The sequence below is a fragment of the Enterobacter cloacae subsp. cloacae ATCC 13047 genome, from assembly GCF_000025565.1.
GTDB lineage: Bacteria > Pseudomonadota > Gammaproteobacteria > Enterobacterales > Enterobacteriaceae > Enterobacter > Enterobacter cloacae.
The window spans coordinates 2,553,444-2,578,408 of the sequence record NC_014121.1 but is presented as its reverse complement, the minus strand read 5'-3'; the positions used below and the strand labels follow the sequence as shown (position 1 = coordinate 2,578,408).

Sequence of the window (24,965 nt, the reverse complement as noted above, 5' to 3'; positions counted from 1 at the left end):
AGCGTGGTGAGAAGACGATGATCATCTATTTACACGGTTTTGACTCAAACAGTCCTGGTAATCATGAGAAGGTACTGCAACTGCAGTTTATCGATCCGGATGTACGGCTGATCAGCTACAGCACGCGCCATCCGAAACATGACATGCAGCATCTGCTCAAAGAAGTGGACAAGATGCTGCAGCTCAACATCGACGATCGCCCGCTGATTTGCGGCGTGGGGCTGGGTGGCTACTGGGCGGAGCGGATTGGATTCCTGTGCGATATTCGCCAGGTGGTATTCAATCCTAACCTGTTCCCGAACGAGAACATGGAAGGCAAGATTGACCGCCCAGAAGAGTATGTCGATATTGCCACCAAGTGCGTCAGCAATTTCCGTGAAAAGAACCGCGACCGCTGTCTGGTGATCCTTTCGCGTAATGATGAGGCTCTCAACAGCCACCGTGCGGCTGAGCTGTTGCATCACTACTATGAAATTGTCTGGGACGAAGAACAGACCCACAAGTTCAAGAACATCTCCCCGCATCTGCAGCGCATCAAAGCCTTCAAAACACTGGGCTAAGATACTGCATAAGATCTCCCAGGCCCGGCCGCGAAAGCGTGCCGGGCTTTCTTTTTTCACAGAATTGTCTACTTTTAAGCCACCAAAACTTGATGCACATCAATTTTGGTATGACCAATGCGCCTGACGTGGTATTCTCAATGCACCTGAATGGTTTCAGTGCTGTAACCTGTTGTTAATTAAGGGTTATTCTTATAACTTTTAATTAACAATTGGTTAATAATTTGAGGGGGTCACGTTGACTACGCCATTGAAAAAGATAGTGATTGTAGGCGGTGGTGCTGGCGGGCTGGAGCTGGCGACACAGTTGGGTAAGAAGCTGGGTCGCGGCAAAAAAGCCAAAATCACGCTGGTGGATCGTAACCACAGCCACCTGTGGAAACCGTTGCTGCACGAAGTGGCGACCGGTTCACTGGATGAGGGCGTTGACGCGCTGAGCTATCTGGCGCACGCACGTAACCACCATTTCCAGTTCCAGCTGGGTTCCGTGGTGGATATCAACCGTGAGAGCAAAACCATTACCCTGGCCGAGCTGCGTGACGAAAAAGGGGAGTTGCTGGTCCCGGAGCGCAAGCTTGCCTATGACACACTGGTCATGGCGCTGGGCAGTACCTCCAACGATTTCAACACCCCGGGTGTGAAAGAGCACTGCATTTTCCTGGATAACCCACACCAGGCGCGTCGTTTCCACCAGGAAATGCTGAACCTGTTCCTGAAGTACACCAATAACATGGGTGCGAATGGCAAGGTGAATATCGCCATTGTAGGCGGTGGCGCAACGGGCGTTGAACTCTCCGCTGAGCTGCACAATGCGGTAAAACAGCTGCACAGCTACGGGTACAAAGGGTTAACCAATGAAGCGCTGAACGTAACGCTGGTTGAGGCAGGTGAGCGTATTCTGCCTGCGCTGCCTCCACGTATTTCTGGCGCGGCGCATAACGAACTGACCAAACTGGGCGTACGTGTTCTCACCCAGACGATGGTGACCAGCGCAGACGAAGGTGGCCTGCACACCAAAGATGGCGAGTACATCAAAGCGGATCTGATGGTCTGGGCGGCGGGTATCAAAGCACCTGATTTCATGAAAGACATTGGCGGGCTGGAAACCAACCGTATCAATCAGCTGGTGACCGAGCCGACGCTGCAAACCACGCGCGATCCAGAGATTTTCGCGATTGGTGACTGTGCGTCATGCGCGCGTCCAGAGGGCGGTTTCGTGCCTCCTCGCGCCCAGGCAGCGCATCAGATGGCAAGCCTGGTGCTGCACAATATTCTGGCACAGCGCAAAGGCAAGCCAATGAAGGCCTACGTCTACAAAGACCACGGCTCTCTGGTTTCGCTGTCGAACTTCTCTACCGTAGGCAGCCTGATGGGGAACCTGATGCGCGGCTCGATGATGGTAGAAGGGCGCATCGCACGCTTTGTCTATATCTCCCTGTACCGTATGCACCAGATTGCGCTGCACGGCTACTTCAAAACCGGGTTGATGATGCTGGTAGGACGAATCAACCGCGTGATCCGTCCACGTCTGAAGCTGCACTAATTTTTCTCTCCCTCCGGGCCCTCCGGAGGGATTTTTTAGCATATCATGCTGCTCATCACAGATTGAGTGCTTAAGAGTTCTCCTAAACGCCCTGTTACTCTCCTGAAAGCTATTTTTTTGAGCCTTTGTCTTATTGGCGAAGCGTAGCCTGCATTGCAAAATTGTTACCAATAGCAACAAAGGAGGAAGTCCCGTGAATAAATCAATGTTGGCGGGTATAGGGATTGGCGTCGCTGCTGCGTTAGGTGTGGCTGCCGTTGCCAGTCTCAACGTACTGAATCGCGGCCCACAGTATGCGCAGGTGGTTTCTGCAACCCCCATTAAAGAAACAGTTAAAACGCCTCGTCAGGAGTGCCGTAACGTCTCTGTCACCCATCGTCGTCCGGTTCAGGATGAAAACCGTATTGCCGGCTCTGTGCTGGGCGCGGTGGCAGGCGGGGTGATTGGTCACCAGTTTGGTGGCGGCCGTGGTAAAGATGTGGCGACCGTGGTCGGTGCGCTGGGTGGCGGCTATGCCGGTAACCAGGTGCAGGGCGCAATGCAGGATAACGATACGTACACCACGACACAGCAGCGCTGTAAAACCGTCTATGACAAGTCGGAAAAAATGCTGGGTTATGACGTGACGTACAAAATTGGTGACCAGCAGGGCAAAATCCGTATGGACAGAGACCCTGGCACACAGATTCCGCTGGATGGAAATGGCCAGCTGGTACTGAATAACAAAGCGTAAAAAAAGATGTTCTCTGAACTTAGCTCCTCAAGCGCTCAGGCTGAGGAGCTTTTTTTAGCCCTGTATTTTAAGCAGTTCGGGCCACAGTCGCAGGGTGGTCTCGGTGATATGCTGCAGTTTTTCCAGCGTCGCCCCTTCTCGGGCGCTAATCGACATCCCCTGTAAAATACAGCTCAGGTATTGTGCTAATTCCTGAGGGCGGCAATGCGCCGGAATTTCACCACGCTGCTGGCGCTGGGCCAGGAAGGTGCTGAGCGTCTCCTCCTGCATGGCATGACGCGATTTCACCGTGTTGGCGATCTCTTTCGAGGAGGCCGCAAGCGTCGCGGAGGTGTTAATCATAAAACAGCCCGCGGGCGTCTCTTTGCTGGTGAAGCAGGTGGCGATGGCGGTGAAATAGTCATGCAGTGCCTGCTCAACCGTTTTCTCTTCACAAAATAGCTGTGCTTCGTATCGCGATGCGAAGCGAGAGATGTATCGGTCCAGTACCGCCCTGAACAACCCCTCTTTATTCGTGAATTCCGCATACAGCGTCGGCGCTTTGGCTCCGGTGGCTTCTACCAGATCGGAAAGCGAAGTCGCTTCATACCCATGTTGCCAGAAGAGAGTCATGGCCTTATCAAGCGCTGCATCCCTGTCGAACACTTTTGGTCGGCCACGGCTTTTCTTCGCACAACTCGTGACATCGGTTGTCATTTGCCGTTGGTCCTCTGTTGGTTTGTTGAATAACCATTATAAAAATAAACGCATTTCACCACCAGTGCTGTTTTCTGAAAAATAAATTAATCATATGGGTATGAAAAACAACGGAATTAAAATTAATTTAATGGTCGTTATAAAAACATGTTGACGTGTGAGCTGGATCACATCTATCATTTACCTATCGATCGTTAACTAAATAGCTAGCGACCTCAAAATTCATCTGCCAAAGGTAAAAATCATGAAAAACGTAAAAACCCTCATCGCCGCTGCTGTTCTTAGCTCACTCTCTTTCGCAAGCTTTGCTGCTGTGGAAGTCCAGTCAACGCCTGCTGACCAGCATAAAGTAGGGACCATCTCTGCCAGCGCCGGGACTAACCTGGGTTCACTGGAAGACCAGCTGGCGCAAAAAGCGGATGAGATGGGTGCGAAATCGTTCCGCATTACCTCTGTAACCGGTCCTAACACCCTTCACGGTACCGCTGTTATTTACAAATAAGCCTGGCTAAACCCTCATTTATGCCACTGCTAAAAAAACGCCCTGCATGTGCAGGGCGTTTTTGCGTTTGGGTTTACATCGACTGCTGGGCGACACCATGATGTCGTGTGACGTCAGTCGGCATGCCCGAACGTGCTTCCATTGCCCGCTCCATCACAATGCCATCCGTCCTTGCATCGGTTTTAAAACTCACCATCGCCGCATTCAGGTTGATTGGCAGCGTCTGCGGATCGTCATCAATGTTTTTCGATAAAGGCTGGTGAATTTCAACCAGTCGCACGCCGCCTGGCTCCTCAGAGACCTTGATCGGGGTATTAATGATGTTCACTTTGGTGCCCGGCGTGACCAGGTTGAAGAGCGTTTTGATATCGTCATCGCGCAGACGAATACAGCCGGAGCTGACGCGCATGCCAATACCAAAGTCCGCGTTCGTTCCATGTAACAGGTACACGCCGCCATAGGCCGCGAGGCGGATGGCATGGTGGCCCATTGGGTTATCCGGGCCGGCCGGTACAACGGCGGGGAGATCGATCCCCTGCGCTTTATAGCGGGCACGAATATTGGCCGTTGGCGTCCAGGTTGGGTTTGCACGCTTGTCTGATACGGTGGTGATCATCGTTGGGGTCAGCGTGTCACCGCCCAACTGGCCAATACCAATAGGGTATACGCTCACCTCATTTTTACCGGGCGGGTAATAATAAAGACGCAGTTCGGCAAGGTTTATCACGATCCCCTCGCGCGGCGCATCCGGCAAAATCGTCTGCAGCGGGATGGTTAACACGCTGCCAGCGCGCGGGACATAAGGGTCAACGCCGGGGTTGGCCTGCAGTAAAGCCAGAAAGCCGACGTTATATTTTTTGGCAATCGCCTCAAGCGATCCACCATTGTTTTCAACCACATGAAAACGGTTTTCCCCAACCACCTTACTGCCTGCAGGCGGGAGTGGCCAGGTGTTTGCGCGAGCGGGAAGTGCAACCGCGACCGTTGCGGCCAGCGCTAACACGGTTATCCAGCGAGTGAAACGCGAAGAGGTCATCATCACTATAATCCATATAAATGACAGGGTGATTGTTTTATAACGGTTAGTGATAATTATGGCGAAGGGGTCTGTCGGGAAGATCGGGTGAAGTGAAAAGAGTTTGTAAATGTTACCCCCGGTAGCATGGCGCAACCGGGGGCAGAGCAGATTATGCGATCGCGTTCTCTTCCAGCTGGCGCATAAAGTTGCGTACCCAGTCCATACGGGTTTTACGCTCCGTCAGCTCCTGCGTAAATTTCAGCCGCGTTGGCCCATCCAGGCGGAAATGCTGCGGCTGCTTTTGCAGTAAACCGATGAGCCACGTAGGGTTAACGTGGTTTTTCTCGGCAAACTCAATCACGCCGCCTTTCTCGTTGCCCTCAAGCTTACGGATGCCCAGCTTCTGCGCCTGCTGACGCAGGCGCGCGATATCCAGCAAGTTGCGTGCGGCATCCGGGAGCAGGCCAAAGCGGTCAATAAGCTCGACTTTGATCTCTTCCAGCTCGTTCTCATTTTTCGCACTGGCGATACGTTTGTAGAACGACAGGCGGGTGTTCACATCCGGAATGAAATCGTCCGGCAGCAGAGACGGCATGCGTAACTCAACTTCGGTTTGCTGGCTGGTAAGATCTTCCAGCGACGGTTCGCGTCCGGCCTTGAGGGCATCGACCGCGTTTTCCAGCAACTCCATGTAGAGCGAGAAACCGATGGTTTCCATCGAGCCACTTTGATCTTCACCCAACAGCTCACCCGCACCGCGGATCTCCAGGTCGTGCGTCGCCAGTGCAAAGCCAGCGCCCAGATCTTCCAGCGAGGCGATCGCTTCCAGACGTTTTTGCGCATCGGTGGTCATCGCTTTTGGATGCGGCGTCAGCAGCCATGCATAGGCCTGATGGTGCGAACGCCCGACGCGGCCACGCAGTTGATGAAGCTGTGCCAGACCGAAATGATCCGCGCGTTCAATGATGATGGTGTTGGCCGTCGGGATATCGATCCCGGTCTCAATGATGGTCGTACACACCAGCACGTTAAAGCGCTGGTGGTGGAAGTCGTTCATCACCCGTTCCAGTTCGCGTTCGCGCATTTGCCCGTGACCGATGGCAATACGCGCTTCCGGCACCAGCTCTGCCAGCCGGTCTGCCGCTTTCTGGATATTTTCCACGTCGTTGTAGAGGTAATAGACCTGACCGCCGCGCAGCACCTCACGCAGAATGGCCTCGCGCACCACCAGATTGTCGTATTCGCGCACAAAGGTTTTCACGGCCAGACGACGCGCCGGCGGCGTGGCGATAATTGACAGATCGCGCATGCCGCTCATAGCCATGTTCAGGGTTCGCGGGATTGGCGTTGCAGTCAGGGTCAGGATATCGACGTCGGCACGCATCGCTTTAATACGCTCTTTATGGCGTACCCCGAAACGGTGCTCTTCATCAACAATCAGCAGCCCCAGATCTTTCCACTTCACGTCGCTCTGCAGCAGTTTGTGGGTGCCGATCAGAATATCGATCTTACCCTCTCTGGCCTGCTCCAGGATTTGCGTTTGCTCTTTGGTACTGCGAAAACGTGACAGCATCTCGATGCGTACCGGCCAGTTGGCAAAGCGGTCGCGGAAGTTATCGAAGTGCTGCTGAGCGAGCAGGGTGGTGGGCACCAGCACCGCCACCTGCTTGTTATTCTCAACGGCGAGGAACGCCGCGCGCATGGCTACTTCGGTTTTCCCGAAGCCGACATCGCCACAGACCAGCCTGTCCATTGCCAGCGGCTGACACATGTCGCTTAACACGGCATTGATGGCCTGAGCCTGGTCCGGCGTGGTTTCAAACGGGAAGCTGTCGCAGAACAGCTGGTACTGCTCTTTATCATGCTTAAAGGCAAAGCCCTCTTTTGCCGCACGTTGGGCATAGATATCCAGCAGCTCGGCCGCCACATCACGCACTTTTTCCGCCGCTTTCTGCCGGGCGCGTGCCCAGGCGTCGCCGCCCAGTTTATGCAATGGTGCATTCTCTTCTGCACCTCCGGCGTAGCGGCTGATCAGATGCAGGGATGAGACCGGCACGTAGAGTTTGGCGTCGTTGGCGTAGGTCAGCATCAGGTATTCACCTTTGATGCCACCGGCTTCCAGCGTCGTCATCCCCTGATAACGACCCACGCCATGTTCAAGGTGCACAATCGGCTGGCCCGGATGGAGTTCCGCCAGGTTGCGGATCAGCGTATCCGGGTTAATGGTGCGACGGCTGTCCTGACGGCGGCGCGCGACACGTTCACCCAGCAGGTCGCTTTCACAGATTAATGCCATGTTGTTGAGGGTATCGATAAACCCGTGCTCGGCGGCACCGATCATCAGGTAACGCCCCGTCCCCGTGGCTTCGCTCAGGCGCAAAATGCGTTTCGGAGCAACTTTAATCCGCCCCAGCAGTTCGCACAGCGCTTCACGGCGGCCTTCACTCTCAACGGAGAAGACAACCGGGCCGGTAAAGGCATCGAGGAACTTGCGCAGACTCTCCAGCGGGGATTTCTGCTGTGCCTGAACGGCTAAATCTGGCAGCTTCTGGAATGCAAGGTTGGTGTTGGCAGCTTTATCGGCAAGCGTATCGGTTTTCAGCTGTACGCGCGGCCAGCGCTTGAGTTCGGCGTTGAGCTCGTCGGTGCGCAGCCACAGCGCTTCAGGCGGCAGCAGCGGACGCATTGGGTCTACGCCCCGGTTTTCAAAGCGCGCGCGGGTTTCGCTCTCAAAGCGGCTGGCGCTGGCGTCGATATCACCGGTGTTCACAATCAACGTGTTCGCCGGGAAGTAGCTGAACAGGGCGGGCAATGGCTCGTTAAAGAACAGCGGCTGCCAGTATTCGATCCCGGCAGGAAGCGTACCTTTGCTGACCTGCTGATAGATATGCTCAGCGTCGCGCTTAACGTCGAACTTGTCGCGCCACTGGCTGCGGAACAGCTCGATAGCGGTTTTGTCCGTCGGGAATTCATGGGCGGGTAATAAATTGATGGCTTCCACTTCTTCCAGCGTGCGCTGCGTGTCGGCGTCGAATACGCGCAGGCTGTCGATCTCATCGTCGAAGAAGTCCAGTCGATACGGCTGGTCGCTGCCCATCGGGTACAGGTCGAGCAACGCACCGCGCGTGGCGTATTCCCCGTGCTCCATAACCTGATCGACATGACGGTATCCGGCGCTGTCCAGTTGCGCGCGCAGATCGTCCCGGGACAGGCGCTGACCTTTTTTCATCACCAGCGCATGGCCGTGCAAATAGCTGTGAGGACAGACGCGCTGCATCAGGGTGTTGACCGGAACGATCAGCACGCCGCGCTGCATGGTCGGTAACTGATAGAGGGTCGACAGGCGCGAGGAGATGATCTCCTGATGCGGGGAGAAGCTGTCATACGGCAGCGTTTCCCAGTCGGCCAGACTGAAGACCAGGTTATCGGTGAACTGGCGAATTTCATCATGCAGTCGCAGCGCATTTTGCATATCCGGGGCGACCAGCACCACCGGACCAGGATGTCGCTCAGCGATTTCTGCCACCAGCGTGGCGCACGCAGCGCCAGTGAGTTCGCCCAGCTGGCGCTGGTCGCCCGCTTTAACAGGCAGGGAATAACGATAGTGTTCAGGCATGGCTATGTCAGAGTCTCCTGTGGATATACCAACAGTATTGGGGCATATCACTGATACGCAATGTCTTTATTATCCTCGATCGTTTTGCATAAGCAAATCTGAACTGCAACGCGGGAAGATTCGCCCCCGGACGGGGGGCGAGGGCGGTATTATCGGGTTGCCGGAGACAGTGCGCTCGCGGAAGGGGGAGAGAAGAACAGATCGCCAAACAGTGCCGTCGATATTTTGCGTACGCCAAGTCCGGCGAGGGTGCAGATCAACAGGCTGGCAAATGGGTAGACCAGGATCAAGGCAAGCTCGGCCCAGACCGGCCAGTAGGCAGCATTCATCTCACCGATCAGGAACAGGCTGAAGGCCTCTATCAGGATGCGGTGCGTGGTGTATATAGCGATGGTGTTTGAGCCGATAACGTTAAGCAGGTTGCTGGGATGAACGGCATAACGCTGCTCGAGGCTATAGAAAAGCTTCATGATCAGCACGATCGACAGCAGGGAAAGCAGCAGCGGAACGTTAGCAAACCACAGTACCACGGAGACCGCAGCAAAAGCGGCCAGCGCCAGCCAGGTACGACGCAGGTTCAGCCCCTTCATCCAGGCCATCAGCTCTGCGCCATACCACGCGCCAAGGCTGTAGTAGATCATATTGCGTACCACGCTGTTCATTCCCCACCACGGCAGCGGCAGGAAATTGATCGTGATGCTGGCCAGTGCCAGCAGCCCCAGTACGGGCAGCTTCCAGCGGCTAAGCAGTTTACATAGCGTGAAATAGACCACCAGGGCGTACAGATACCACAGGCTGGTGCTGGCAGTGAGCATCCCCCACGCAAACCCGGAAAGTGAATCGGCATACGCGGCGTTCGAGGAGGTGGCCAGCTCACGTTCAGGTGCCAGCCAGGCATTGAGGTGGCTCAGCGCCTGCCATTGCAATACGCCCCACAGCGCAAGGACCCAGACAATGCTCCAGATCCGTTTGTCAAAACTGGTGCGCCAGTTCACCTCGTCAATATAACGACGGATCAGATAACCGGATATGAAGAAAAATACCGGCATACGGAAGGGCGCGAGATAAAGGTTAAAATAGACCCAGCATTTGGCGAGAAGACCGGACAACGGATGTTGTAGCCCCGTCAGATGGGGATAAAATGTGATAACCGAATGATAGATTACCACCAGGCAGATACACAGCCCCTTTATCTGGTTAATCCATAATGCTTTTTGCTTCATTGTTCGCAACTACCTTATTGCCATAAACGAACGAACAATTGTTGGTAAACGCAGCCGGGATGTAACGGGAAACAGTCTGTATCAGGAAGTTTTTCGGAAAAGGTGGAGGGTGTGGCGCGATAATTCGAAGAGTAGCATTCTGATTTATCTGAATTTTTCAGAAAAATGATTACCAAAGCTTACGGTTTCAGTCATTTACGCTTAACGGATTCGCTTATATACTCGTGGGTCTGCTATCAGCAAACAGACGGACTTCATGTATCAACCTGTCGCACTCTTCATAGGCTTACGCTACATGCGTGGGCGCGCCGCGGACCGTTTCGGTCGCTTTGTCTCCTGGCTTTCGACTATTGGCATTACGCTTGGCGTGATGGCACTGGTGACGGTGCTTTCCGTCATGAACGGCTTTGAGCGCGAGCTGCAAAACAACATCCTGGGGCTGATGCCGCAGGCCATTCTCTCTTCAACCAACGGTTCCGTTAACCCGCAACAACTGCCGGAAAGTGCGGCGAAGTTACAGGGTGTCACGCGCGTTGCGCCGGTGACAACGGGTGATGTCGTCCTGCAAAGCGCCCGCAGCGTGGCGGTGGGCGTCATGCTGGGGATTGACCCGGCGCAAAAAGATCCGCTCACGCCGTATCTGGTCAACGTGAAGCAAAGCGATCTGGAAGCGGGAAAATACAACGTCATCCTCGGCGAGCAGCTTGCCGGGCAGCTTGGCGTGAACCGTGGCGACCAGCTGCGCGTGATGGTGCCGTCTGCCAGCCAGTTTACGCCGATGGGACGTTTGCCCAGCCAGCGTCTGTTCACGGTTATTGGCACGTTTGCCGCCAACAGCGAAGTTGACGGCTACCAGATGCTCATGAATATCCAGGATGCTTCGCGTCTGATGCGTTATCCGGTGGGCAACATTACCGGCTGGCGTCTGTGGCTCGACGCACCGCTGAAGGTCGATACCCTCAGCCAGCAAACCTTGCCGGAAGGCACAAAATGGCAGGACTGGCGCGAGCGTAAAGGCGAACTGTTCCAGGCCGTGCGTATGGAAAAAAATATGATGGGCCTGCTGCTGAGCCTGATCGTCGCGGTCGCGGCGTTTAACATCATCACCTCGCTTGGTCTGATGGTAATGGAAAAGCAGGGCGAAGTTGCCATCCTGCAAACCCAGGGGCTGACGCCGCGCCAGATTATGGCCGTCTTTATGGTGCAGGGGGCCAGCGCCGGGATCATTGGCGCGTTACTCGGGGCCGTTCTCGGGGCGCTGCTGGCCAGTCAGTTGAATAACTTAATGCCGATCATCGGCGCGCTGCTTGATGGCGCGGCGCTGCCGGTTGCTATCGAACCGCTGCAGGTGGTCGGTATTGCGCTGGCCGCGATGGCCATTGCGCTGCTTTCTACGCTCTATCCTTCCTGGCGCGCTGCCGCCACTCAACCCGCTGAGGCTTTACGTTATGAATAAGATCCTGTTGCAATGCGACAACCTGTCCAAACGCTATCAGGAAGGCTCTGTACAGACTGATGTGCTGCACAATGTGAGCTTCAGCGTGGGCGAAGGCGAGATGATGGCGATTGTCGGCAGCTCCGGTTCCGGCAAAAGTACCTTATTACACCTGCTGGGCGGGCTGGATACGCCGACCAGTGGCGACGTAATTTTCTCAGGCCAGCCGATGAGCAAAATGTCTTCTGCGGCAAAAGCGGAGCTGCGTAACCGTGAGCTGGGCTTTATCTACCAGTTCCACCACCTGTTGCCGGATTTCACGGCACTGGAAAACGTGGCGATGCCTTTGCTGATTGGTAAAAAGAAACCGGCAGAAATTAATGCCCGTGCCAGCGACATGCTGAAAGCCGTAGGCCTGGGGCATCGCGGTGACCACCGTCCGTCTGAGCTGTCCGGTGGCGAGCGTCAGCGTGTAGCAATTGCCCGTGCGCTGGTGAACAACCCGCGTCTGGTGCTGGCGGATGAACCAACCGGCAACCTGGATGCGCGCAATGCTGACAGTATTTTCCAGCTTCTGGGTGAGCTGAATGCCTCACAGGGGACGGCGTTTCTGGTGGTGACCCACGATTTGCAGCTGGCAAAACGGATGGGACGCCAGCTTGAGATGCGTGATGGTCATCTGAACGCTGAACTGACTCTGATGGGAGCGGAGTAATGGCCTCACCGTTATCGTTACTCATCGGGCTACGCTTCAGCCGCGGCCGTCGTCGCGGCGGGATGGTCTCCCTTATCTCGGTGATCTCCACCATCGGTATTGCGCTCGGCGTGGCGGTATTGATTGTGGGATTAAGCGCCATGAACGGTTTTGAGCGTGAGCTGAATAACCGTATTCTGGCCGTTGTGCCGCACGGCGAAATTGAACCGGTTAATCAGCCGTGGAACAACTGGCGTGACGCCCTCAGCAAAGTGGAAAACGTGCCGGGCATTGCCGCCGCTGCACCTTACATCAACTTTACAGGGCTGGTGGAAAGCGGTGTTAACCTGCGCGCCATCCAGGTGAAAGGGGTGAACCCGGCGCAGGAGGCGCGTCTGAGCGCGCTGCCGAAATATGTGCAGAACGGCGCGTGGGCAAACTTTAAGGCCGGTGAGCAACAGATCATCATGGGCAAAGGTGTGGCCGACGCGCTGAAAGTGAAGCAGGGCGACTGGGTGTCGATCATGATCCCAAACGCCAGCGCTGACCATAAATTGCAGCAGCCTAAGCGCGTGCGTCTGCACGTCACCGGGATCCTGCAACTGAGCGGTCAACTCGATCACAGCTTTGCAATGGTACCGCTGGAAGACGCACGTCAGTATCTGGACATGGGCGACAGCGTGACGGGCATCGCCATTAAGGTCAACGACGTCTTCAATGCCAATAAACTGGTGCGTGATGCGGGCAGCGTGACCAATAACTATGTCTACATCAAAAGCTGGATCGGCACTTACGGGTATATGTATCGTGATATCCAGATGATCCGCGCCATCATGTATCTGGCGATGGTGCTGGTGATTGGTGTGGCGTGCTTTAATATCGTCTCGACGCTGGTTATGGCGGTCAAAGACAAGAGTGGCGACATCGCGGTTCTGCGTACCCTTGGGGCAAAGGACGGTCTTATTCGCGCCATCTTTGTCTGGTATGGTCTGTTGGCGGGGCTGTTCGGCAGCCTGTGCGGGGTGGTGATTGGCGTCGTGGTGTCGTTACAGCTCACGCCAATCATCAACGGAATTGAGAAGCTGATCGGCCATCAGTTCCTGTCGGGTGATATCTATTTTATTGACTTCCTGCCGTCTGAATTGCACTGGCTGGACGTTATTTATGTGCTGGTTACAGCACTTTTACTGAGTCTGCTGGCAAGCTGGTATCCGGCGCGTCGCGCAAGCCGAATTGATCCGGCGAGGGTATTAAGTGGCCAGTAATTACGTCATGATCTAGCGGCTTACGGGCCGCCAGGTTAAAAGAGGAATGCGTTATGTATTACGGATTTGATATTGGCGGCACCAAAATTGCGCTCGGCGCGTTTGATAACGATCTCAAACTGCAGTGGGAAACCCGCGTTCCCACGCCGCGCGAAAGCTACGATGAATTTTTAACCGCCATTGCCGCGCTGGTGGCGCAAGCGGATGAACGCTTTGGCGTAAAAGGCAGCGTCGGCATCGGTATTCCAGGCATGCCTGAAACCGACGACGGCACGCTGTATGCCGCCAACGTCCCTGCTGCCAGCGGCAAACCGCTGCGCGCCGATCTCACTGCTCTCCTTGAACGCGACGTGCGTTTAGATAACGATGCCAACTGCTTTGCGCTCTCTGAAGCCTGGGATGATGAATTCCGTCACTATCCGCTGGTGATGGGGTTGATCCTTGGCACCGGCGTTGGCGGGGGAATTGTTATTAATGGCAAACCGATCACCGGGCGCAGCTATATCACGGGAGAGTTTGGTCATATCCGTTTACCGGTAGATGCGCTTGAGGTCGTGGGACGCGATTTCCCGCTTACCCGCTGCGGCTGTGGTCAGCATGGCTGTATTGAGAACTACCTGTCAGGTCGTGGGTTTGCATGGCTTTACGAACACTTCTATCATCAGAAACTCGAAGCCCCTCAAATCATTACCCTGTGGGAGCAGGGCGATGCGCAGGCGCGAGAGCACGTTGAACGTTATCTCGATCTGCTGGCGGTGTGTCTGGGAAATATCCTCACCATAGTCGATCCGGATCTGCTGGTGATTGGGGGCGGGTTATCAAACTTTACCGCGATAACGGAACACCTGTCCGGGCGTCTGCCCCGACATTTATTGCCAGTCGCCCGCGTGCCGCGTATTGAACGTGCGCGACACGGGGACGCAGGAGGCATGCGCGGAGCCGCATTCCTTCATCTCACCGACTAGTTTACGAGGTTACTATGCTGTCGCGTCGCCAGGGTCGACTCAGCCGTTTTCGCAAAAATAAACGCCGCTTACGTGAGCGCTTGCGCCAGCGGATCTTTTTCAGAGACAGAATGATGCCAGAAGCGATGGATAAACCCAGAGTGGTGGTGCTGACCGGGGCGGGGATCTCTGCCGAGTCCGGTATTCGAACCTTCCGTGCTGCGGACGGGTTGTGGGAAGAGCACCGTGTTGAGGATGTGGCGACACCAGAAGGCTTCGCCCGTGACCCGGATCTTGTGCAGGCATTTTACAATGCCCGCCGTCGTCAGCTTCAGCAGCCAGAAATAGCGCCTAATCCGGCGCACCTGGCGCTGGCGAAGCTGGAGGAGGCGCTGGGTGACCGTTTTCTGCTGGTTACGCAGAATATCGATAACCTGCACGAGCGAGCCGGCAACAAAAACATCATCCACATGCACGGCGAGCTACTGAAGGTGCGCTGTGCCTGGAGCGGCCAGGTGCTGGAGTGGAAAGAGGACGTGCTGCCTGAGGATAAATGTCACTGCTGCCAGTTCCCTTCGCGTCTGCGTCCGCATGTGGTCTGGTTTGGTGAAATGCCGCTGGGGATGGATGAGATTTACAGCGCGCTGGCCATGGCGGATGTGTTTATCGCCATCGGTACCTCTGGGCATGTCTATCCGGCGGCGGGGTTTGTTCACGAAGCGCGTCTGCACGGTGCGCATACCGTAGAGCTGAACCTCGAACCCAGCCAGGTGGGAAGCGAGTTTGAAGAGAAGCACTATGGGCTGGCAAGCGAGGTCGTACCCGAGTTCGTCGACAAGCTGCTCAAAGGTCTGTAATAGCGACAGTATGAAAAGGCACCCGTTAAGCGGGTGCTTTTTTGTTTATAAACTCGTCCGCTGAAATTACCATTAATGATGTTTACTAAACCACAATATAAGCCCTGTTAATTAGTGTGGATGCTATTATTTTGTGCATTCACTCAAAATAGTGCTTAATAATGCTCGTTATCGTGGTGTAGAAAGAGGATGCTAATAAATATAACGTCGATAAGGAGGATGGGATATGTACGGATTTATTGCGAGACAACCCATTTTTAACCCGGATATGAATACGGTAGCTTATGAACTGCTTTTCAGGGATGGGATGGCAAACCGTTTTCCGGATGTATCGGCAGAATATGCAACATCCAGAATGATATCCGACCATTTTTTATCTGTACCGTCTCAGCGTATCGCCGGGACACAGACCTTGTTTATCAACTTTCCATCCAGAATGGTCATCGACCGCAGCGGTGAAGCGCTGGACAAGGAGAGCGTGGTCATTGAGATCCTTGAAGATGCCGTTCCCGGCGAGGCGTTATTGCAGGCCGTGAAAGAGATGAATGCGCACGGATATCGCTTTGCGCTTGATGATTTTACCCTCGCGCCGGAATGGGATCGCTTTTTACCCTATATTTCTGTACTTAAATTTGATGTCAGAAATTATACCTTAGCGCAAATTCAGGATTACCTGCATACACGCAAAAACCTGACCCGCCATATAAAGTATCTCGCTGAAAAAGTTGAGACTAAAGAGGAATTCAAACGCTATCGTGATGCCGGTTTTTCGCTTTTTCAGGGTTACTTTTTCTGTCGTCCTGAAGTGATTAAATATAAGCGCTTATCACAAAATCAACTGGCGATTTTCCGCCTGCAGATGGAAGTAGGGCGGAATAAACCTGATTTTCGGATCATCGAGTCGTTAATAAAAACCGATCTCACCTTGTCCTATAAAATCATGCGTTATATGAAACACACGGCGTTTAAACACGTCGGTGCCTGCAATTTTAGTAAGTTAACGCTCAGCGAAGTCCTCAGGTATCTGGGGGAAAATCAGCTGCGACGCTTTGTCGCGGTGGTGGTGCTGGCCAGTGCTGGCAACGACACCGTCGACGAGCTGTATCCTCTGAGCATGATGCGGGGCAAATTCTGTGAGCTGATTGCAGAGAAGATGCCTGCGCCGGGGCTGGCGGAAAACGCGTTTATGTGTGGCCTGTTCTCTCTGCTCGATACCTTGCTTGAATTGCCAATGGCGGAGTTGATGAAGCAAATAGCGGTGCCGCAGGCTGTCAGCCAGGCCCTGTGTCATCAGGAAGGCGTGTTAGCCGATATGGTGACGCTGTGCCGCCACTATGAACAGCAGGAGTGGGAGGAGGCGGCCAGGATAGCGAACGGTCTTGGGCTGTCGGATGACGACGTTGTCGATGCCATGAGAACGGCGACGATCTGGGCGGGGGAAAATGCGGCGGGTTAAGGCCCCTCACGGCGTAGCGACGTGAAGGGCCATCTGCGGCCCTTATCGGCCGGCTTTTAATTTCTGGTAATACTCTTCATACAGACGGCTCGCATCGCCGACATCGTTTTGCCATTCACCTTTGCTGATGGTGTCGGCATCCGGGTAGAGGGATTTATCATTCGCCACTTCAGGCTTCAGTAGCTTGCGGGCGGCCAGGTTTGGCGTTGGGTAGCCAATGGTCTCGGCAACCTGCTTCGCCACGTCCGGGCGCAGCAGGAAGTTAATGAGCTTCAGGGCACCGTCAACGTTTTTCGCATTCGCAGGAATAGCCAGGCTGTCCATCCAGAAGATACCGCCTTCTTTCGGCCAGACGACCTCCAGCGGCGTACCGGCCTGACGCGCAACCCATGCAGAGCCGTTCCACACCATGCCGAGATTCACTTCTCCTTCCATGTACGGGTTCGCCGGGTTATCGGAGTTGAACGCCGCCACGTTAGGCATCAGTTTTTTCAGCTCGTTATAGGCCGCTTCAATCTCTTTCGGGTCCGTTGTGTTGCCCGAGTAACCCAGCTTGCGCAGCGCCACCTGGAACACTTCACGGGCATCGTCGGTTAACAGCAGGCTGCCTTTGTATTCAGGCTTCCACAGGTCGGCCCACTGGGTGACGGTTTTAGGATCGATTGCTTCGCTGTTAACCCCGATGGCGGTCGCACCCCAGATGTACGGAATGGAGTAGTCGTTGTTCGGATCGAACGGTTTGTTGAGCATCTGCGGATCGAGGTTGTTGAAGTTGGTCAGCTTCGACTTGTCGATCTTCTGGATCATGCCCTCTTTACGCATCTTGTCGACGAAGTAGGTCGATGGCACCACCAGATCGTACGCGCCGTCCTTGTACGTTTTAAGCTTGGCGTACATGGTTTCATTGGACTCGTAGGTAGAGTAGATGACCTTAATGCCCGTCTCTTTGGTGAACTGCTCCAGCAGACCCGGCGGCACATACTCAGTCCAGTTATAGAAGTAGAGCGTTTTGCTGTCATCAGCGTGCGCGACGCCCATTCCGAGCACCAGTGCCGCAGCGGCAAGCATTTTTTTCATTTCATTGTCCCCTGAGATTTTGTTTTATCACGAGCAATAATCTGGCTGGCAATCACCAGTACCAGAGAGAACACTAACAGTATGGTCGCCAGCGCGTTCACCTCAGGCGAGACGCCGACTTTCACCATCGAATAGATTTTCAACGGCAGAATTTCATAGCTCGGCCCGGTCACAAAAGAGGAGACCACAACGTCATCCATCGACAGGGTGAAGCTGAGCAGCCACCCGGCCGCGACGGCGGGCATCGCCAGCGGCAGGATAATTTTGCGCAAAATGGTCATCTCGCTGGCGCCGAGATCTTTTGCGGCCTCCAGCATACGCACATCAAAGCCTTTCAGGCGTGCATAGACCGTCACCACCACAAATGGCAGGCAGAAGGTGATGTGGGAAAACAGCAGCGACCAGAAGCCGAGCTGGACACCCAGCAGCATAAACAGTACCAGCAGAGAAATCGCCATGACGATATCCGGTGACATCATCACCACAAACAGCATGCCGCTGACGAACGGTTTACCGCGAAAGCGGTAGCGATACAGTGCCACGGCGGTGAGAGAACCAATCAGCGTGGCGAACGTTGCTGAAAAAATCGCCATCGTTAATGAGTGCTGCGCGGCCTGGAGCAGGCTGTCGTTGTTCATCAGCAGGCTGTACCAGTTAGTGGTAAAGCCCTGCCAGTTGATCCCGAAGCGTGAACTGTTAAACGAGTTCACGATCAAAATGATAATCGGAATATACAGGTAAGCGTAAATGGCGGTCATAAAACCGCCGCGAAGCAGTCGACCGATCATTCGAGTTCCACCTTCTTATTCAGCAGCCGCGACGCGCGCCAGTAAACCAGCAGCATCAGACCCATCACCACCGTCAGCGTAATGCTGGTGGCGGAGCCGAACGGCCAGTCGCGAATGTTAAGGAACTGGCTCTTAATCACGTTTCCGATCAGCAGGTTTTTCGCACCGCCCATCAGGTCAGAGACGTAGAACAAGCCCATCGCCGGAAGCATCACCAGCAGACAGCCCGCGATAATGCCGGGCATCGTCAGCGGAATGATAATGCGGATAAAGGTCTGCAGCTTATTCGCCCCCAGATCTTTGGCCGCTTCCAGCAGCGGTTTATCCAGCTTCTCAATGCTGGAGTAGAGCGGCATCACCATAAACGGCAGCAGGATATAGACCAGACCAATAATCACCGCGCCCGGGGTAAACATAATGCGGATTGGCGTATCAATCACCCCCAGCCACAGCAGAAACTCGTTCAGATAGCCTTTGGTGCTGAGGAAAATTTTCAGCCCGTAGATGCGAATTAAGGAGTTGGTCCAGAACGGCACAATCAGTAAAAAGAGCAGCAGCGGGCGGATTTTTTGTGGCAGACGCGCCAGGAACCACGCGAAGGGATACCCCAGCACCAGGCAGGCAACGGTGGCGATCAGCGCCATGTTCAATGAGTGCAGCAGCACATCAAAGTAGAGCGGATCGAGCAAACGTGAGTAGTTATCCAGCGTAAAGACCAGCGCCACAAAGTGGGCATCGTCGCGGGTCAAAAAGCTGGTGGCGATGATCATCAGGTTGGGTAAAAAGACAAACAACACAAGCCAACCGACGATCGTGGCAATCACCACATTCTGGAATTTACTTGTGTTCTTCATCAGCCAGCACAACCTCCCAGCTTTCTACCCAGTTAATAACCATTTTTTGATCGAGCGAATGATCGAAGTCCGGGTCGTCCTCGTTAAAGAACTCGCTGACCATCACCATCTTACCGTTTTCCAGTTCGACAACGGATTCCAGCGTCATCCCCTTGTAATTACGCTCGCGTATATAGCCGATCAATCCTTCGGCTTGCGCATTGCCGTGGATCTCCTCGACGCGCAGATCTTCCGGGCGTAACAGCACGTTGAGCTTTTGTCCCTTCTCAACGGCAAAGTTAACGGTGATATTGCACTCGCGGCCTTCGACATTCGCCCGAACGCGCTGCTCATCCAGACGCTCGATAACCGTGGCGTTGAAGATATTGATCTCGCCAATGAAGCTCGCCACAAACAGGTTTTTCGGCTCTTCGTAGATTTCGCGCGGCGTGCCGTCCTGCTCGATTTTGCCATCACGCATCACCACGATACGGTCGGACATGGTGAGCGCTTCTTCCTGGTCATGCGTCACAAAGACGAAGGTGATGCCGAGCTTACGCTGCAGGGCCTTAAGCTCGTTCTGCATCTGCTTGCGCAGTTTGTAGTCCAGCGCGGAGAGGGACTCATCCAGCAGAAGCAGACGCGGTTTGTTGACCACCGCACGGGCGATGGCCACACGTTGCTGTTGACCACCAGACAGCTGATGCGGTTTGCGTTGAGCAAACTCCTCCAGCTGTACCATCCGTAGCGCCTCGGTCACGCGCGGCGGGATCTCGCTGGCCGGTGTTTTTTGCATCCGCAGACCAAACGCAACGTTTTCAAACACGGTCATGTGCGGGAACAAAGCATAGCTTTGAAAAACGGTGTTAACGTGACGATCTTCAGCGGGGACCTGGGTAATGTCCTGCTTTTCAAGGTGGATATGGCCGCTATCGACGCTTTCCAGCCCGGCGATAAGGCGCAGTACGGTTGTCTTGCCGCAGCCAGAAGGGCCAAGCAGCGTGAGGAATTCACCATCATTGATGGTCAGATTGAGGTCGGAAATGACATCTTTACCATCAAAACTTTTACGAATTCGTTCCAGTTGCACCAGCGGTGAACGTGAACGGGATTGAGTATTCAATTTTTGCGCTGTCCCATATAGACGCTCCGGGCAGCAGACCGAAGCGGGGTTTGTGTGTAACCACCTTGGTGACTCGTAATGAGGGCGGACATTCTACGGCAAACCACTGTAATCGCCAATCCTTGTCACTGATTCATAAGCTACATTTACTGACGTACACGATATAAACGGAATCTATGGTCACTCCCGTTTTTGCAACACCGATTTTGACGACAAGTTGGCTTGCTTGAATCTATCCGGCGTCTGAATGGGATTTTATTCCCGCGCCTTGATGAGTTCCGCGCCTGATGAACCTCCAGAAAATATACGGCTTCAATGAGCCTTTCCGTTTTACAGGTTCCTCAACAGGCCGGTGGGCCGTTAGTATCATCAATATCAGTATTCGCAAAACCAGATCAGTAATTCTTTAAACCGGTGTATTTCTGCCGTTATGCTACATAAGTTTGCTGTCGTGCCGTTAGGGCCCAGGCTATTCTGGCCAGCTTGTTTGCCAGAGCACAAGTGACGACAAAGTTGCTTTTCCGGCACAGTAAATCCCTGACCCAATCGGCCAATTTGCCAGACTGGTGTTCCAGTTTTTGTATGAATACCCTGGCACATTGAACCAACAAAGTTCGGATCTTTTTATTACCTCGCTTACTAATTCCCAGCAATGTCGTCCTACCTCCCGTGCTGTACTGCCGAGGTACAAGCCCTGTTGCCGCCGCAAAGTCACGGCTGCTGGCGTACTGCTTCCCGTCGCCAATCTCAGTTGAAATAGTACTCGCTGTCAGTGTTCCGACGCAGGGAATGCTCAGCAAGCGCTGTCCAACCTCATCTTCGTCCAACTTTCGTTTCAACTGGGATTCCAAATCTTTAATCTGCTCAACAAGATAGTGATAATGCTGTTGTAATTTCAGCAATAACTGGCTGAGGTAAAGAGGCAAACTATTATCCTCAAGAATGGTACTCAGTCGGCTAATAACGGCAGCTCCTCGGGGAACGCTAATGCCAAATTCCAGCAGAAAAGCATGCATTTGATTGGTTGTTTTTACCTTATCCTGAACCAGGGATTCACGGACACGATGCAGAGCCCGCATTGCCTGCTGAGATTCCGTTCTGGGCTGCACAAAACGCATAGACGGACGCGATGCAGCTTCACAAATAGCTTCGGCGTCGACAAAGTCGTTTTTATTGCTTTTAACGAACGGGCGGACAAATTGTGGTGATATCAGCTTTGGGGAATGCCCCAACTCTTCCAACTTGCGTGCCATAAAGTGAGAACCGCCACAGGCTTCCATTGCGATGGTTGTAGCGGGGCATGTCGCCAAAAATTCGATCAACTTTGGCCGGGTAAATTTTTTACGGTAAACAGCCTTCCCGCGACGATCCTGGCAATGAATATGGAAAGAGTTTTTACCCAGATCGATACCAATGAGCGCAATGTTTTCCATGATAGTTCTCCGAATGAAAGCCTGTCCTCAGCATAGTACCGGGAAGGAGGGAGTGACCATCTCATTAAATATTCTCGTTTGCGGGATAAAAGTGACCTGACGCAATATTTGCGTTTTGATGCTTATTGATAATGTTGTCACAAAAAGTGAGGGTGACTGCATGGATAAATTACTTGAGCGTTTTTTACAGTACGTTTCGCTGGATACCCAATCTAAACCGGGTGTCCGCCAGGTGCCAAGCACCGAAGGCCAGTGGAAGTTATTAAACCTGCTCAAAGAGCAGCTTGAGGCCATGGGGCTGGTCAATGTCACCCTGAGCGAAAAAGGCACTGTGATGGGAACGCTGCCTGCCAACGTCCCCGGTGATATTCCGGCGATTGGCTTTATCTCCCATGTCGACACCTCTCCGGATTTTAGCGGTAAACATGTTAATCCGCAGATTGTGGAAAACTACCGTGGCGGTGACATTGCGCTGGGAATAGGTGACGAAGTGCTTTCGCCGGTAATGTTCCCGGTGCTGCACCAGCTCCTCGGGCAGACGCTGATCACCACGGATGGCAAAACGCTGCTGGGGGCAGATGACAAAGCGGGTATCGCGGAAATCATGACGGCACTGGCGGTGCTGAAAGGAAAAAATATTCCGCACGGTGATATCCGTGTGGCCTTTACGCCGGACGAAGAGGTGGGCAAGGGGGCGAAACATTTTGATGTCGAGGCCTTTAACGCGCAGTGGGCCTATACCGTGGACGGCGGTGGCGTGGGCGAACTGGAATTTGAAAACTTCAATGCCGCGTCCGTGACCATCAAAATTGTGGGTAATAATGTGCATCCTGGCTCCGCCAAAGGTGTGATGGTGAATGCGCTGTCGCTGGCGTCCCGTATTCATGCGGAAGTTCCGGCGAATGAGAGCCCGGAGCAGACCGAAGGTTATGAAGGTTTTTATCACCTGACCAGCATCAAAGGCACGGTGGACAGCGCGCAGATGCACTACATCGTGCGTGACTTTGACCGTAAAGCGTTCGAAGCGCGCAAGCGTAAGATGATGGAAATCGCGAAGAAGGTGGGTAAGGGGCTACACCCGGACTGCTATATTGAGCTGATTATTGAAGACAGCTACTACAATATGCGCGAGAAGGTCATGGAGCATCCGCATATCCTGGATATCGCCCAGCAGGCCATGCGCGACTGCGATATTGAACCGGTGCTGAAGCCGATTCGCGGCGGCACCGACGGTTCGCAACTGTCCTTCATGGGATTGCCGTGCCCGAATCTCTTTACCGGGGGATACAACTACCACGGTAAGCATGAGTTTGTGACGCTGGAAGGGATGGAAAAAGCGGTGAAGGTGATTGTGCGGATTGCGGAGTTAACCGCGAAGCGTTAGCCACATTAAGCCGGGTGGCGGCTTCGCCTTACCCGGCCTACATTCGGATCGTAGGCCCGGTAAGCGCAGCGCCACCTGGTTTTTTACCGTTAACCTGCAAAACCGACAGAGCGATTTACTTACCCGCCATATTGATAGCCTCCGCCAGGCCACCTCCTCGGTGAAACGATCAAAGCCCTTTACGATTAATGGCTGGGTGATCCTTCCTGAACATATGCACTGTATCTGGACCTTGCCGGAAGGTGACAGCGATTTTTCCGGGCGCTGGCGTGACATCAAAAAAACGTTCTCACGAAATATTGAAATGCGCCATATCTGGCAGGCGCGTTTCTGGGAACATACCATCCGCAACGACAATGATTACCGCCGACATATGGATTACATCTACCTCAACCCGGTGAAACATGGGTACGTTGGTAAGGTTGTCGACTGGCCGTTTTCAACGTTTCATCGGGATGTACGGGAAGGGTTGTATCCGGCGGATTGGGCCGCGGAGATTGTGGATTTTGCGGCGGGGGAGTGGCAGTAAAAACGCCGGGTAAGCGCAGCGCCACCCGGCAATACATTACAACTCAGTCCTCAAAGAACCAATACCCGCTGTTGACCAGCGCGGCAAGCATGGCGAGGAAAGAGGGATCTTCCAGGGCGTCGCCAAAGGTATCGGCAGTCAGTACCAGATGGCTGGCGATGGCTTCCAGCGCCGGGCGATGCGGAGAATCCAGCTTCTCGCCGTTGACGAAGACATCTTCACCGATGCGCAACACGCGTAACCCACCCAGGCGAACCAGCTTGTCACCCTGCAGCAGCGCATCATAAATCTCGTCGGCCTGGTACGGCGGCTCCGGAGGCGCCACATCCAGCTCGTGACGTGACTGGCTGATAAACTCACCAAACCACTGTCTGAAATGTTCCGGCTCGTTGATCAGATCCAGCATCATGCCGCGCAGCTTATCCAGTTCTGCTGGCAGAATGTCTGCCGGATGCTCGCGGGAAGGCACATCCGGATCGCTGTAGCGGTGGCTGCCCAGCTCGCGTTGCAGAACGTAATCGGCAAAACCGCTGATCATCTCACGACCACTTGGCGCGCGGAATCCGACAGAATAATTGAGGGAGTTTTCCAGCGAGTAGCCTTCATGTGGGAATCCCGGCGGAATATAAAGAATATCTCCCGGCTCCAGCTCTTCGTCGATGATCCCGTCAAACGGATCTACCTGAAGCAGGTCAGGATGCGGGCAGTGCTGTTTCATCGGCACTTTTTCACCCACGCGCCAGCGACGGCGGCCGGTCCCCTGAATGATAAACACATCGTACTGATCCAGATGTGGGCCAACGCCGCCCCCTGGCACGGAGAAGGAGATCATCAGATCGTCCATTCGCCAGTCGGGCAGGGCGCGGAACGGGCGCATTAAGGCTGCCGTCGGCTCGTGCCAGTGGTTGACCGCCTGCACCAGTAATGACCAGTTATTTTCACCGAGGTGATCGTAGCTTTCGAAAGGACCATGGCTGACCTGCCATTTTCCATCCTGGTGGCTCACCAGGCGGCTGTCGACTTCGTTTTCCATGGCCAGGCCAGCCAGTTCGTCAGGCGAGATAGGGTCGACAAAATTGCTGAACCCGCGCTTAAGAACTACCGGGCGTTTCTGCCAGTAGCGTTCAATAAACTCGGGCCAGTTCAGTGCTAAGTGATAATCCATATTTTTTTATTCCGCAGGCTCTTACTGAGTCGGATTATAACGGAAGCGCAGAAGCCTGGGTGCGAGATCCGCGCATTTTTCACATAACGGG

General features: G+C 54.1%; 22 protein-coding genes. 12 read left to right on the top strand and 10 right to left on the bottom strand.

All coding sequences use genetic code 11. The features are described from left to right. Window positions 1-17 precede the first annotated feature (17 nt). The 3 genes from ycfP to ECL_RS12390 all read left to right on the top strand — a co-directional run bounded on the left by ycfP (window position 18) and on the right by ECL_RS12390 (window position 2,836). A complete protein-coding gene (gene ycfP / locus ECL_RS12400; RefSeq protein WP_013097106.1) occupies window positions 18-560 on the top strand; it encodes an alpha/beta hydrolase YcfP in 543 nt (180 codons plus the stop codon). A 238-nt stretch (window positions 561-798) separates the two neighbouring features. Further along, window positions 799-2,103, top strand: a complete 1,305-nt coding sequence (locus ECL_RS12395) for an NAD(P)/FAD-dependent oxidoreductase (RefSeq protein WP_013097105.1) — start codon at window positions 799-801, stop codon at window positions 2,101-2,103. Between the two features lie 193 nt (window positions 2,104-2,296). Then, window positions 2,297-2,836 carry a glycine zipper 2TM domain-containing protein gene (locus ECL_RS12390; RefSeq protein WP_013097104.1) on the top strand — a complete coding sequence of 180 codons (540 nt, stop codon included), beginning with the start codon at window positions 2,297-2,299 and terminating at the stop codon, window positions 2,834-2,836. 54 nt (window positions 2,837-2,890) lie between these two features. Here ECL_RS12390 and ECL_RS12385 read toward each other — a convergent pair whose 3' ends face one another. Next, a complete protein-coding gene (locus ECL_RS12385) occupies window positions 2,891-3,532 on the bottom strand; it encodes a TetR/AcrR family transcriptional regulator (RefSeq protein ID WP_013097103.1) in 642 nt (213 codons plus the stop codon). A gap of 244 nt (window positions 3,533-3,776) precedes the next feature. Here ECL_RS12385 and bhsA point away from each other — a divergent pair, with 244 nt between their 5' ends. Then, a complete protein-coding gene (gene bhsA, locus ECL_RS12380) occupies window positions 3,777-4,034 on the top strand; it encodes a multiple stress resistance protein BhsA (RefSeq protein ID WP_013097102.1) in 258 nt (85 codons plus the stop codon). Window positions 4,035-4,107: 73 nt separating this feature from the next. Here bhsA and ldtC read toward each other — a convergent pair whose 3' ends face one another. The 3 genes from ldtC to ECL_RS12365 all read right to left on the bottom strand — a co-directional run bounded on the left by ldtC (window position 4,108) and on the right by ECL_RS12365 (window position 9,891). After that, window positions 4,108-5,073 carry a L,D-transpeptidase LdtC gene (ldtC, locus tag ECL_RS12375; protein ID WP_013097101.1) on the bottom strand — a complete coding sequence of 322 codons (966 nt, stop codon included), beginning with the start codon at window positions 5,071-5,073 and terminating at the stop codon, window positions 4,108-4,110. Between the two features lie 148 nt (window positions 5,074-5,221). After that, the gene (gene mfd, locus ECL_RS12370; RefSeq protein WP_013097100.1) at window positions 5,222-8,668 is read right to left on the bottom strand and encodes a transcription-repair coupling factor; all 3,447 of its coding nucleotides are present in this window, start codon (window positions 8,666-8,668) and stop codon (window positions 5,222-5,224) included. A gap of 149 nt (window positions 8,669-8,817) precedes the next feature. Further along, window positions 8,818-9,891 carry an acyltransferase family protein gene (locus ECL_RS12365; protein WP_013097099.1) on the bottom strand — a complete coding sequence of 358 codons (1,074 nt, stop codon included), beginning with the start codon at window positions 9,889-9,891 and terminating at the stop codon, window positions 8,818-8,820. Between the two features lie 256 nt (window positions 9,892-10,147). Here ECL_RS12365 and lolC point away from each other — a divergent pair, with 256 nt between their 5' ends. The 6 genes from lolC (at window position 10,148) to ECL_RS12335 (ending at window position 16,542) form a co-directional block, all read left to right on the top strand. Then, window positions 10,148-11,347 carry a lipoprotein-releasing ABC transporter permease subunit LolC gene (lolC, locus tag ECL_RS12360; RefSeq protein ID WP_013097098.1) on the top strand — a complete coding sequence of 400 codons (1,200 nt, stop codon included), beginning with the start codon at window positions 10,148-10,150 and terminating at the stop codon, window positions 11,345-11,347. Then, window positions 11,340-12,041, top strand: coding sequence for a lipoprotein-releasing ABC transporter ATP-binding protein LolD (lolD, locus tag ECL_RS12355; RefSeq protein WP_013097097.1), 702 nt, complete (start codon window positions 11,340-11,342; stop codon window positions 12,039-12,041). Before lolC ends, lolD begins: the two co-directional genes overlap by 8 nt. Further along, window positions 12,041-13,285 (top strand): lipoprotein-releasing ABC transporter permease subunit LolE, encoded by a 1,245-nt coding sequence (lolE, locus tag ECL_RS12350; protein WP_013097096.1) that lies wholly within the window; start codon window positions 12,041-12,043, stop codon window positions 13,283-13,285. Before lolD ends, lolE begins: the two co-directional genes overlap by 1 nt. Window positions 13,286-13,338: 53 nt before the next feature. Next, window positions 13,339-14,250 carry an N-acetylglucosamine kinase gene (gene nagK / locus ECL_RS12345; protein WP_013097095.1) on the top strand — a complete coding sequence of 304 codons (912 nt, stop codon included), beginning with the start codon at window positions 13,339-13,341 and terminating at the stop codon, window positions 14,248-14,250. A gap of 14 nt (window positions 14,251-14,264) precedes the next feature. Then, window positions 14,265-15,086, top strand: a complete 822-nt coding sequence (gene cobB, locus ECL_RS12340; RefSeq protein WP_013097094.1) for a Sir2 family NAD+-dependent deacetylase — start codon at window positions 14,265-14,267, stop codon at window positions 15,084-15,086. A gap of 226 nt (window positions 15,087-15,312) precedes the next feature. Further along, window positions 15,313-16,542, top strand: coding sequence for an EAL and HDOD domain-containing protein (locus tag ECL_RS12335; RefSeq protein WP_013097093.1), 1,230 nt, complete (start codon window positions 15,313-15,315; stop codon window positions 16,540-16,542). Window positions 16,543-16,584: 42 nt separating this feature from the next. Here the strand turns inward: ECL_RS12335 and potD are convergent, their stop codons facing one another. From potD to ECL_RS12310, 5 genes are all read right to left on the bottom strand, one after another. Then, window positions 16,585-17,619, bottom strand: a complete 1,035-nt coding sequence (potD, locus tag ECL_RS12330) for a spermidine/putrescine ABC transporter substrate-binding protein PotD (RefSeq protein WP_013097092.1) — start codon at window positions 17,617-17,619, stop codon at window positions 16,585-16,587. Further along, complete coding sequence (gene potC / locus ECL_RS12325; RefSeq protein WP_013097091.1) at window positions 17,616-18,407, bottom strand: spermidine/putrescine ABC transporter permease PotC; 792 nt, start codon at window positions 18,405-18,407, stop codon at window positions 17,616-17,618. The genes potD and potC overlap by 4 nt, the downstream gene beginning before the upstream one ends. Further along, the gene (gene potB, locus ECL_RS12320; protein ID WP_013097090.1) at window positions 18,404-19,261 is read right to left on the bottom strand and encodes a spermidine/putrescine ABC transporter permease PotB; all 858 of its coding nucleotides are present in this window, start codon (window positions 19,259-19,261) and stop codon (window positions 18,404-18,406) included. The genes potC and potB overlap by 4 nt, the downstream gene beginning before the upstream one ends. Beyond that, a complete protein-coding gene (gene potA / locus ECL_RS12315) occupies window positions 19,245-20,363 on the bottom strand; it encodes a spermidine/putrescine ABC transporter ATP-binding protein PotA (RefSeq protein ID WP_013097089.1) in 1,119 nt (372 codons plus the stop codon). Before potA ends, potB begins: the two co-directional genes overlap by 17 nt. 428 nt (window positions 20,364-20,791) lie before the next feature. Next, a complete protein-coding gene (locus ECL_RS12310) occupies window positions 20,792-21,796 on the bottom strand; it encodes an IS110-like element IS4321 family transposase (protein WP_000427623.1) in 1,005 nt (334 codons plus the stop codon). A gap of 160 nt (window positions 21,797-21,956) precedes the next feature. On the opposite strand from ECL_RS12310, the gene pepT reads away from it, so the two are divergent. Both pepT and ECL_RS12300 read left to right on the top strand, forming a co-directional pair. Next, window positions 21,957-23,180, top strand: a complete 1,224-nt coding sequence (gene pepT / locus ECL_RS12305; RefSeq protein WP_013097087.1) for a peptidase T — start codon at window positions 21,957-21,959, stop codon at window positions 23,178-23,180. Between the two features lie 4 nt (window positions 23,181-23,184). Further along, window positions 23,185-23,709: an REP-associated tyrosine transposase gene (locus ECL_RS12300; RefSeq protein WP_415821147.1), complete on the top strand. Its 525-nt coding sequence runs from the start codon at window positions 23,185-23,187 to the stop codon at window positions 23,707-23,709. 43 nt (window positions 23,710-23,752) lie between these two features. Here the strand turns inward: ECL_RS12300 and ECL_RS12295 are convergent, their stop codons facing one another. Next, the gene (locus ECL_RS12295; RefSeq protein WP_013097085.1) at window positions 23,753-24,874 is read right to left on the bottom strand and encodes a ribosomal protein uL16 3-hydroxylase; all 1,122 of its coding nucleotides are present in this window, start codon (window positions 24,872-24,874) and stop codon (window positions 23,753-23,755) included. Between the last annotated feature and the right edge of the window lie 91 nt (window positions 24,875-24,965).